9 protein-coding genes and 2 rRNA genes (1 of these 11 running past the window's edge) are annotated in these 10,756 nt (G+C 51.9%); 5 read left to right on the top strand and 6 right to left on the bottom strand.

The features are described 5' to 3' along the window. The 3 genes from ACHHV8_RS30180 to ACHHV8_RS30170 form a co-directional block, all read left to right on the top strand. A 23S ribosomal RNA gene (locus ACHHV8_RS30180) occupies positions 1–842 on the top strand; it begins 2,107 nt to the left of the window's first position. Between the two features lie 179 nt (positions 843–1,021). Next, positions 1,022–1,138, top strand: a 5S ribosomal RNA gene (rrf, locus tag ACHHV8_RS30175). Between the two features lie 196 nt (positions 1,139–1,334). Next, on the top strand, positions 1,335–2,006 hold the full coding sequence (locus ACHHV8_RS30170) for an MgtC/SapB family protein (RefSeq protein WP_395162960.1): 672 nt from the start codon (positions 1,335–1,337) through the stop codon (positions 2,004–2,006). A 43-nt stretch (positions 2,007–2,049) separates the two neighbouring features. Here the strand turns inward: ACHHV8_RS30170 and ACHHV8_RS30165 are convergent, their stop codons facing one another. The 4 genes from ACHHV8_RS30165 to ACHHV8_RS30150 all read right to left on the bottom strand — a co-directional run bounded on the left by ACHHV8_RS30165 (position 2,050) and on the right by ACHHV8_RS30150 (position 5,396). Continuing rightward, positions 2,050–2,355 (bottom strand): potassium transporter TrkG, encoded by a 306-nt coding sequence (locus ACHHV8_RS30165; protein WP_395162959.1) that lies wholly within the window; start codon positions 2,353–2,355, stop codon positions 2,050–2,052. Continuing rightward, positions 2,304–3,410, bottom strand: a complete 1,107-nt coding sequence (locus tag ACHHV8_RS30160; protein WP_395162958.1) for a TrkH family potassium uptake protein — start codon at positions 3,408–3,410, stop codon at positions 2,304–2,306. The genes ACHHV8_RS30165 and ACHHV8_RS30160 overlap by 52 nt, the downstream gene beginning before the upstream one ends. 501 nt (positions 3,411–3,911) lie before the next feature. After that, entirely contained in the window at positions 3,912–4,598 is a 687-nt protein-coding gene (locus ACHHV8_RS30155) for an HAD family hydrolase (RefSeq protein ID WP_395162957.1), read from the bottom strand. Positions 4,599–4,868: 270 nt separating this feature from the next. Next, positions 4,869–5,396, bottom strand: coding sequence for a DNA topology modulation protein (locus tag ACHHV8_RS30150; protein ID WP_395162956.1), 528 nt, complete (start codon positions 5,394–5,396; stop codon positions 4,869–4,871). 219 nt (positions 5,397–5,615) lie between these two features. Here ACHHV8_RS30150 and ACHHV8_RS30145 point away from each other — a divergent pair, with 219 nt between their 5' ends. Beyond that, positions 5,616–6,494, top strand: coding sequence for a hypothetical protein (locus ACHHV8_RS30145; RefSeq protein WP_395162955.1), 879 nt, complete (start codon positions 5,616–5,618; stop codon positions 6,492–6,494). A 75-nt stretch (positions 6,495–6,569) separates the two neighbouring features. Here ACHHV8_RS30145 and ACHHV8_RS30140 read toward each other — a convergent pair whose 3' ends face one another. Together ACHHV8_RS30140 and ACHHV8_RS30135 are read right to left on the bottom strand one after the other, a co-directional pair. After that, a complete protein-coding gene (locus ACHHV8_RS30140; protein WP_395162954.1) occupies positions 6,570–9,155 on the bottom strand; it encodes a cation-translocating P-type ATPase in 2,586 nt (861 codons plus the stop codon). A 75-nt stretch (positions 9,156–9,230) separates the two neighbouring features. Then, positions 9,231–9,563, bottom strand: coding sequence for an ArsR/SmtB family transcription factor (locus ACHHV8_RS30135; RefSeq protein ID WP_395162953.1), 333 nt, complete (start codon positions 9,561–9,563; stop codon positions 9,231–9,233). A gap of 587 nt (positions 9,564–10,150) precedes the next feature. On the opposite strand from ACHHV8_RS30135, the gene ACHHV8_RS30130 reads away from it, so the two are divergent. Next, on the top strand, positions 10,151–10,756 hold the full coding sequence (locus ACHHV8_RS30130) for a pentapeptide repeat-containing protein (RefSeq protein WP_395162952.1): 606 nt from the start codon (positions 10,151–10,153) through the stop codon (positions 10,754–10,756).

Below are 10,756 nucleotides of genomic sequence, written 5' to 3'. Positions count from 1 at the left end.
AAGACGGAAAGACCCCATGGAGCTTTACTGCAGCTTGATATTGGACTTTGGTACGATCTGTACAGGATAGGTGGGAGCCTGAGAAGCCTGAGCGCCAGCTTGGGTGGAGGCGACGTTGGGATACCACCCTGATCGTATCGGAGTTCTAACCTGGTACCGTAAGCCGGTATGGGGACAGTGTCAGGTGGGCAGTTTGACTGGGGCGGTCGCCTCCTAAAAAGTAACGGAGGCGCCCCAAGGTTCCCTCAGAATGGTTGGAAATCATTCGAAGAGTGCAAAGGCATAAGGGAGCTTGACTGCGAGACAAACAGGTCGAGCAGGGACGAAAGTCGGGCTTAGTGATCCGGTGGTACCGCATGGAAGGGCCATCGCTCAACGGATAAAAGCTACCCTGGGGATAACAGGCTTATCTCCCCCAAGAGTCCACATCGACGGGGAGGTTTGGCACCTCGATGTCGGCTCATCGCATCCTGGGGCTGAAGTAGGTCCCAAGGGTTGGGCTGTTCGCCCATTAAAGCGGTACGCGAGCTGGGTTCAGAACGTCGTGAGACAGTTCGGTCCCTATCTGTCGTGGGCGCAGGAAATTTGAGAGGAGCTGTCCTTAGTACGAGAGGACCGGGATGGACGTACCGCTGGTGTACCAGTTGTTCCGCCAGGAGCACGGCTGGATAGCTACGTACGGACGGGATAAGCGCTGAAAGCATCTAAGCGTGAAGCCCCCCTCAAGATGAGATTTCCCAGTAAAGTAAGACCCCTTGAAGACGACGAGGTAGATAGGTTCGGGGTGGAAGTGCCGCAAGGTATGGAGCTGACGAATACTAATCGGTCGAGGGCTTATCCAAGAGAACAGCAAAGAAGAAGGATGTATGCTTGTTTCGTATCTAGTTTTCAGGGGAACAACCTTGAACAAAAAGCTGCATGTCCTTTATAGGGATGGATATTTTCTCACAGCGTTTTCGAAGAAGTAACGCTTCGAAAAATCCCAGGCTTACGAAGCCAGCTTTCTAACGAAAGCACATCGTTTGGTGATGATGGCGGAGGGGAACCACGCGTTCCCATCTCGAACACGACCGTTAAGCCCTCCAGCGCCGATGGTACTTGAACCGAAGGGTTCCGGGAGAGTAGGACGTCGCCAAGCACAGTAGAAACACCTTTGGATCTAAAGTCCGAAGGTGTTTTTTGTTTTTATTATGTAAATAGTTTGTATGCTGTATATTTGAGGGATATTTCTTTTTTATGGTATAGTTTCATATAAGGCGGCAGGATGAGCAGCCTCATGGATTTCTGTTTAATGAATAAACTCATAGAGTGACTAATTTTGAAGGGGTGATAATATGCACCTGCAGGTAGCATTTTTACTAAGGCTGGTTGTTGCCGGAGTCTGCGGTGTCATGATCGGCTATGAAAGAAAAAACCGCATGAAAGAGGCGGGCATTCGCACTCATTTTGTAGTAGCTGTTGGAGCAGCCTTAATGATGATCGTATCCAAGTACGGATTTCAGGATGAAATCGGCCATGACAGTATGGCCATTGATCCGTCCCGTATCGCGGCTCAAGTGGTAAGCGGGGTAAGCTTCCTTGGGGCCGGTATGATTTTTTTGCAGAAGCAGACGGTCAAAGGCTTGACCACCGCTGCAGGCATATGGGCAACGGCTGGAATGGGTTTAGCCGTAGGCTCGGGGCTGTATTGGGTAGGACTAGGTGTGACGGTAATTATTTTAGCAGGACAAATGCTGCTGCATGGCCGGGTTCGCTGGCTGGTAAGCCCTAAATTCGAACACATTATGATACGTGTTGCGGATGAACAGGGAATTTTGGATGAAATTCAGAAAACTTTTGCGGAAAGAAACGTTGCTATTCTTGGTTTTCATGCTGAGAAAAACGAGAGCACGATGTCTGAAATCGAACTGAGCTTGGATGTAAAGCTCCCGGGAAACTACGGCAAGGATAGGCTGCTAATGCTGATACAAGCCATCCCGGCAGTCAAGTCTGTGGAAATGCGTTAGCGCTTACATTGGAGGAAAGCCACCTTAGGGTGGCTTTTGTTTTTTAACCTATAATTAAACGTTCTTCCGGATAACGAATCTCTGCTTGAGGCTTGCCCGACATGATGGAGGTCAGGAAGAGGAGCATGCCGATGCGGCCAATAAACATGAGGATGATAAGGGTCAGTTTACTTGGAGTGGAAAGCTCGCTGGTTATGCCGCTACTAAGTCCGCATGTACCGAATGCCGAGCAAATTTCGAATAGTACGGATACTAGATCAAAGCGGTGCCCTTCGGCCGTTAAAATGGCGAACGTGCCTAGTAAGACCAAAGCGGCCGCAGTTGTACAGAATATAAAGCAGCGGAACATATCATCCTGACGAACGGGCAGCTTTTGAACACCCTTATCTCCGTTCCGCCGCGGGCAAAAGTAATAACGGATAATACGATTACCGCAACCGTCGTCGTACGAACTCCTCCTCCCATACTGGAAGGACTCGCTCCAATAAACATCAGCAGGGCAAGAAGCAGCTTGCTGGCTTCGGTAAGCCCGGCGAAATCAAAGGTTGCGAGCCCCGCGCTCCGTGCGGAGACAGAGGCAAATAAAGAAGAGAACAAGGCATCATGCCAGCTTTGATCGGCAAAGGCATGATTAGCCTCCAATCCCAAGAGTCCAAGCATACCGGCGACTAGCAGACAACCGAAGGTGACGGTAGTGACTTTGGTGTACAAGGAAAAACGAAATCGGGGCTTCTGCTTATATTGCTTAAGAAAAGTAAGAAACTCCACCAGTACGGGAAATCCGATTCCTCCAAGTACGATCAATACCATAGTTAGCGTCTGTACGGCATAATTTTGGGAGAAATCCAGCATGGAATTTCCGAATAAATCAAATCCGGCATTGGTATATGAAGAGACGGAATGAAATAAACCGTAGTAAAACGCTGAGCCTAGGGTGGCAGCCTTGCCATCCAAATAAAAATAAATGCCGAATATCACTCCGCTTAACCCTTCCATGAGCAGTGTCAGGCCTATTATGATTCGGATTAAATAAACAATGCCGGATAAATTATACCGATTTTGGTCGATCATCAGCAGTTTTCTTTGCCATAAGCCGATAGACTGTCCCATCAAAAGCCAATAAAAACTGCCCATCGCCATAATCCCTAACCCGCCCAATTGGAACCCTATCATAAGAACTACTGCGCCGAATCGGCTGAATGTGTCTGCAGTGCTCACGGTAGTCAAGCCGGTTACGCTTACAGTGCTGGCAGCTGTAAAAAAGCCGTCGATCCAAGATATGCGAGCTCCGGGCTTTACGCTGATCGGAAGCATTAGCAATACAGTAATGAGCAGGATCGCTGAAAAATAAAAAATAACGATCCATCTAGCCGCGGACAAGCGCGCCTTAGACTTCTTTCGCATGATGAATATCCTCTTTCTTATAAGTTAGGCGTCGGATTGCATCCGAATGATCTAAGTATAGTCACCACGGTAGAAACAAGCGAGCTCTGGACGTCATATCGCCCCTTATATGTTATTGTTTTCTACGGCAGCCCGGTTATATGCAGTTAGTCAGCCATGTTATCCTATCGCAGCCGATGATGTTACACACCCCGAACAGAAGTTATCAAGATGAACACAGCAGGTGTTCAAGCATGTCAGAGTAAAGAAGCCGGTTTATGCCCAATTCGGGCAGCCTGTACCTTTAATGAAATACAATTTCTTCGGGACGACGGGCTGTCTGTGAAGCCAGTCTAATTTTGCATATACAGCTCTAACGGCTCCCGGGGCCGAGAGGCAGTATTTGTCAGGTACGCTTTTCCGTTCAGGCAGCATGAATTTGTATGTCGATTATCGGTATAAGGAGCGTCGACGGTGCACCATCGGGTATCTTGCGCCGTTGCGCCAAGGCTATACAAAATCTCACCATCCATCGGGGAGCAAATGGTTTAACAGCTCATGGGGACGCTGCAGTTTTGGGAACCCGGTGACTCGATCCCAATAACGGGAAGGGAGAAACCAAACCGCATGATAGGGGAGAAGTCCGGCCAGAGAGGCTCCTTCCAGCTCCTGAGAACCGCCGTCACCAACGAAAACGGCTTCCTCCGGGGCAACGTTCAGCTGTATACAGGCCTGCTTGTAGAGGAGAGGCTCCGGTTTAGCGCATCCTTGCTGATAAGAAAATAGAACTGCGTCAAAGTAGGGGGACAGCGGACAGGAGCTCCACGCCTGTACCTCCTCCTCCGTACAATTGCTGATGAGACCTAGACGGTAACCGCGGCTTTTCAATTGTTTAAGCAGATAAAGTATTTCCGGATTAATTGGTTGATAGGCCAACGCTTTGGCATTCAGCCGAGCCTGATACATGGTTTGGATATGCTTCTCGTCCAATGTTTTGCCCTTGCTGGCCCATATGTCGCGGAGCACAGCAGGAAAATCCTCGAAGGTCCCGTCCATCCTCTGCTTCACGCGTGCGCTCCAGGCCTCGTTATATTCCGGCAGACTTACTCCCCAGCCTTCGTCCAGCACCGATAATCGTGGGGCTTTGCGGCGCCCTCCTTCATATTCAGTGATTAACGTTTCAAACAGATCAAAACATACGGCTTTCATTATATTGAGCCTCCTCTTTTTTCACAATTACTCATTTAATCTGCTTGTCCGGATCTGCTGGGCGGTTCTTTCCGTTTAAACTGCCGCTGTTTCTTATCAACAGGATAAATGGGCGCGGTTCTTCTTTTGACTTATCCTCATGGGGACATCGAACAGTGAAAATATGACTTGTTCACATACGCATGATGCCTGATTGCGATGCAGGTGTTGGACAGCTTTTGTGTGCATGTTGTGGAAAAGACGGTCGTGAGGGACGGATCGTTCTCGGATTTAGTGAGTTTGAGCGGAGGGAAGCTTCTGTATAAAATGCTCGACTTCGCGAGGGACCCGCAGAACGAGGACGGTTTTGGAGCCATCCAGTGCGGCAAGCCGGCGCAGCAGGGCAGGGCGCTGTTTGTGACGAAAATGCCAAATCCACTGAAGAAATTGCAGCTGGAACCGCTCGGGGCATCCCTCGGTTAAATCGGGCCTGCTTTTGCCGCGGTAAAAGAGCGTTCGTTTTATAGCGCGATATAGACACAGAGAGGTGGGCATATCAAGCCAAATGACCGTATCCGCTGCTTCCAGCCGAATGTCCAGCGTTCTGGCATAATGCCCGTCAATAATCCATTGCTTTTGCTGTACAAGCTGGTGCTGAAACGCATCCCACGCTTCCTTTGGCGTCGGGACCCACCCTGGTTTCCAGTAAAGGGCGTCCAAGTGGTAGACGGGGAGTCTGACCTGCCGTCCCAGCTGTTGGGAGAAGGTAGATTTACCTGAGCCCGGAGAACCGATAACGGCCACTTTGTTCCATTGCACAAGCTATCACTCCTTACTGTGAGCATCGTTAGGATAACTTTGTTTTTTCATCCTACCATAAAATGGGTGGCGTGAATATGATTCCTTGGGAGTGGAAACTGAATGTCTTTTTAAGAAAGCTTACAGTTGTCATTCAGGGGCAATTCAGCTGGATGTTTTAGGATAAGGTTGTAGGTAAGGAACACACACAAATGAAAACAAGCTTGGGAGGAATTGAATATGAAAATGAATAAAAAAGTAGTTGCAGCCACTTTAGGAGCGGTGTTCGTATTTAGTGCGATGGGTTCTGCTTTTGCAGCGGAAGTACCGACGATAGCTAACCCGAGCCAGGGACAGGCAAAGTATTTGACTGGAAAAAAAGGCGGTAATTTCGATCTGACCCAGCTTGCGGCTAGCAAAGGCGTAACGACGGATGAGCTGAAGGCTCAGATGAAGCAAGGACGAGGAAACGAAGGAAGAACCCGCGATGACTTCAGTCTGGAGAAGCTGGCCGCGGAGAAAGGCATTACGGTGGACGAGCTGAAGGCGCAGATGGAACAAGAGCGTCAAGCGAAGCTGGAGGCAGCCGCAGCTGAGAAAGGGATCACTGTGGATGAGTTGAAGGCACAGATGGAGCAGCAGCGTGGAAAAGGAGAGGACGGAAGAAAGGGCGGTACGAATCTGGAACAGCTGGCCGCGGAGAAAGGCATTACGGTGGACGAGCTGAAGGCGCAGATGGAACAAGAGCGTCAAGCGAAGCTGGAGGCAGCCGCAGCTGAGAAAGGGATCACTGTGGATGAGTTGAAGGCGCAGATGGAGCAGCAGCGCGGGAAAGGAGAAGACGGAAGAAAGGGCGGTATGAATCTGGAACAGCTGGCCGCGGAGAAAGGCATAACGGTGGATGAGCTGAAGGCGCAAATGGAGCAGGAGCGCCAAGCGAAGCTGGAGGCAGCGGCTGCAGAGAAAGGGATCACTGTGGATGAGTTGGAGGCACAGATGGAGCAGGAGCGTCAAGCGAAGCTGGAGGCGGCAGCTGCAGAGAAAGGGATCACTGTGGACGAACTGAAGGCACAGATGGAGCAGCAGCGTGGAGAGCATCTGCCACAGGCAGCTAACTAATTCCATATAAAATAACTAAGCCCTCCCACTGATAAAAAGCGGGAGGGCTTAGCTGGCTGTTGGGAGGCAGGTAGGTTACACCTGGACTTCCGGTGCTTTACGCTCGATAAGCAGCGTCAAGCTGATTAAAGTAATTAAAATCGTCGCGCCCATATCCGACAGGATGGCGAACCAGAGCGTCAGCAAGCCGGGGATGGTGAGCAGCAGCGCGGCCAGCTTCAGGCCCATGGCGATGCCGAGATTCCAACGGATCGTCCGGTTTACCCGGCGGGCGATCCGGATGGCTTCGGGCAGCTTGCCCAGATGGTCCTGCATCAGCACGATGTCCGCCGTTTCAATGGCGCTGTCGGTGCCCTTGCCCATGGCGATGCCGAGCTCGGCTGCCGCCAGAGCGGGCGCATCGTTGATCCCGTCGCCGATCATGGCGACGCGTCCTTCCTGCATCAGCCCGCGTATCTTGGCGACCTTATCTTGCGGAAGCAGGCCTCCGAAGTAGGAGGTGACCCCTACGGCCCGGGCAACCTTCTCCGCGGTCTGCGGGTGGTCGCCTGTGAGCATGACCGTGCGGCGAATGCGGCCGCTCGCATGCAGAGCCGCGATAACAGAGCGGCTCTCGGGACGGATTTCATCGGCGATGCCGAATACGCCAAGCACGGCTTCGCTGTCGGCAACGAGCACGAGCGTCAGGCCGTCGGCTTTGAACTGCTCCACGTCGCTGCGAACGGCTTGCGGCAGGATGAGATGCTCCAAATGGGCTTCATTGCCAAGCCAATACCGCTTGCCGCCGATAACGGCTTCGATTCCGCGTCCCGAGGCGGCGACGATGTCCTGCGCCGGCAGTGCCGCTTCCGCTGGAAGTCCTTTGAGCGCCAGCTCCTTTCGGATCGCTTTCGCGAGCGGATGTGTAGACGATTGTTCAATTGCGCCGGCCACCCGGTAAAACAGTTCCTTATCATCAGCATATATGGCAGTCCGCTCAACATGAGGCTCGCCGAGTGTCAGCGTCCCGGTTTTATCGAACGCTAACGTATCGATGCGTCCGAGCTGCTCCAGAAAGACACCGCCCTTGATCAGAATCCCTTGACGGGCATTGCGTGTGATTCCGGCAACGATGGCAATGGGAGAGGCTAGAATCAGGGCGCAGGGGCAGCCTACGATGAGGACGGCGAGCCCTTGATAAAACCAATGCATCCAATCCCCATGAAATAACAAAGGCGGAATAACGACAACAAGCAAGGCGATGATCATGATGGCGGGCGTATAATATTTAGCGAACCGGTTAATAAAAAGCTCCGTCGGCGTTTTCGTTTCCTGGGCTTCCTGTACAAGGTGCAGAATGCGGGCCAGGGAGGAATCCTCATATGCCTTCTCGATCCGTATCTTTAAAATCCCGTCCTGGTTGATGCTTCCTCCAAATACCGGATCCCCCGTCGTTTTACCGATGGGCAGGGATTCGCCTGTAATCGCAGCTTCATTGACGGAAGAGGAGCCTTCGGCGACGAGGCCGTCGGAAGGAATTTTTTCTCCGGCGCGTACCAATACCAGATCTCCGGCCTGAAGCGACTCGATAGGAACAACGGCTTCCCTGCCGCCCTCCAGAAGAATTGCCTGCTTCGGTGCGACCTGGAGCAAGGTTTCCATGCTTTTGCGGGCTTTTTCCATGCCCATGCCCTCAAGCTTTTCATTAATGCCGAACAGGATCGCGACGAGCGTCGCTTCCTTCCACTCTCCGATGCCAATGGCGCCAAGCAGCGCGACAGTCATCAGCGTATCCATATTAAATTGCAGCTTTACCAGCCGTTTTAAGCCCTTGATAAACGTACTGTAGCCGCTTAAGGCGATCGCTGCCAAATAGAGAATAATGCTGATGGGCACAGGCACCCGATCCTGCAGCAGCAGGGCCGTTGCATACAGCACGGCAGAGAAGATCAGCTGCCGGGTCTGGCCAGCACCTCCGTGCTCATGGTCATGGTCATGACCGTGACCGTCATCCGCATGACCGTGCTCATGCATAGAATCGTCAGAGCCATGGTGACTGTGAGTGTGCTCAGCATGATCGCCATGGCCATGATGACTGTGAGTATGCCCGGAATGGTCGTCAGGACCGTGATGACTGTGAGTGTGGCCAGCATGATCGTCAGGACCATGGTGACTAGGAGTATGCCTTGCATTAACGTCATCGTGATCGGCATGAGGCGCGGCGGTGCCCTGCACACCACGATTCTCCTGGCCATGCTGATTAGCTGTGTGCAGGGCTTGCGACTCATGACCATGATGAGAATGACTTTCTTCTTCATGCGTCTCATGGGAATGTGCCATTAGCGGCCTCTTGTCTGTGGCAGACGGCGAACGGAAGGCGAGGCCGGTTCCGCCTATCGGCTGTTCCAGCCCGGCTGCCACTTCCGGGTTGTTCTGCTGTCCGGCACGCTCTCCCTGATCGCTTGACGCACGGCGGATTTTGGCTGGAGGGGAAGCGATGTAGGCCCCGTCCCCTTTCAGAATATCCCGGATATGGGAAAGCGGTACTCTCGAATCGACCCGAAGCTTTCCGCTGTTATAGCTTAAGGTTGCGTTCTCCCCGTGCTCGAGCTTCTGAATCTGCTCTTCCAGCTCACGGGTACAATTGGCGCAGCTCAGTCCTTTCACGCGGTATTCCTGCATATGCCTCTCCTCTTTCCCGGCCTGCCTAACGATGGAACGGCAAGGGTACGTTAATGCGGTTCGTAAAAGCTTAAGCTAATCATGGTTGGCGTGATGAATCGCCTGGGTCAATAAATCCATTACATGCTCGTCGTCATGCGAGTAATAAAGCGTTGTGCCAGCGCGGCGGAACTTAACCAGGCGCAGGTTCTTAAGAAACCGAAGCTGATGCGAGACGGTCGATTGCAGAAGCGACAATTCTTCGGCGATCTCATTGACGGAGCATTCTTTTTGCGATAATAAAAATAAAATGCGTATCCGGGTTGTATCCGATAACGCCTTGAAGGTTTGGGAAACCATAAACAGCGATTCCTCATCCAGCGATCGTACGCTGGTATCGGGGGGCTGCGGAAAATCGTTCGATTCCATCGGAATGAAACCTCCATCCTTATGAATATATGAGTATATGTTCATATATTAATCCGTAATGTCTTATGTTGTCAATGAGTCGGATGCTGAATTTTTATTCTCGGTCAAGCTGACGACACCGGCAGAGGCGATGCTCACGGTCTATAGAGACGATGCCGACACAGAGGCAATGCTCACGGTCAGGAGACATTGCCAGCACAGAGGCAATGCTCACGGTCTATAGAGACGATGCCGCCACAGAGGCATGCTCATGATCTAAAGAGACGATGCCTGAGAAACATTTCTCGAATCTCCTGCTGCTTTCTGTATAGAGACATTATGGTGTAGCCCCATGCAGGTATCTGCGAGGTGCGATCAAGCTGTTAGCACCCGCCAGCCTCTAGGCTGGGCCTAATCAAATACGAGCGCGTTTGGAGAGTAGCTTTCCCAATGGTCCATAACTTTACCATATTCATCATACGGCTTGCAGTTCCAGTCGGATGAGGCTCATAATAAAAGGAGATATACATCGGCCTAGGCAGTTAACGCAGCTAACAGAGGCTGATAGCATGACGAGACGAACGGGAAGAAGAAGGAGCTGTAGCATCATGTATCAATACGTGGATCAACAGTATTCGGAAGTCGATTTCAGCCATAAGGATTTAAGGGACGGGGAGCTTCGCAATTGTGTATTTACACGCTGCCGGTTTCGGGGAGCCCGTCTGGAGGAAGCATGGACGATGGGCTGTCAATTTATTGAATGCGATTTTTCGGGGGCGCTTATGAACGCATCCGTACATAACCGTTCAGCTTTTACGAACTGCCGGTTCCAAGGCGCCAATCTGTTTGTGGCGAAGTTCGAGGAATGCAAGATGGTCGGCTCCGACTTTACGGAAGCGTCGATGGATGGGGTTACGATTGAAAAAGGAGACTGGTCGTACACCAGCTTGAGACAGGCGAACCTGTCCAAGCAGTCGATGCGCGGCGTCAGGTTCGTCGAGGCGGATCTGTATGATTGCAATTTGGAGAAGTGCGATTTGCGGGACGCCGACCTCAGCCGCGCGCAGCTTAGCAGAGTTAGGCTGCATGGTGCGGACCTGCGCGGGGCCGTGATGGACGGGGTCAACTTTAAATCGTTCGATGTAAAAGGAGCCCGCATGGATGCAGGCCAGGCGGTTGCCTTTCTCCGCTCCTACGGCGCCAAAGTGGAGTAA

Source organism: Paenibacillus sp. TAB_01, from assembly GCF_043945595.1.
Taxonomy (GTDB): domain Bacteria; phylum Bacillota; class Bacilli; order Paenibacillales; family NBRC-103111; genus Paenibacillus_S.
This window is presented reverse-complemented; position numbering and strand designations above follow the sequence as displayed.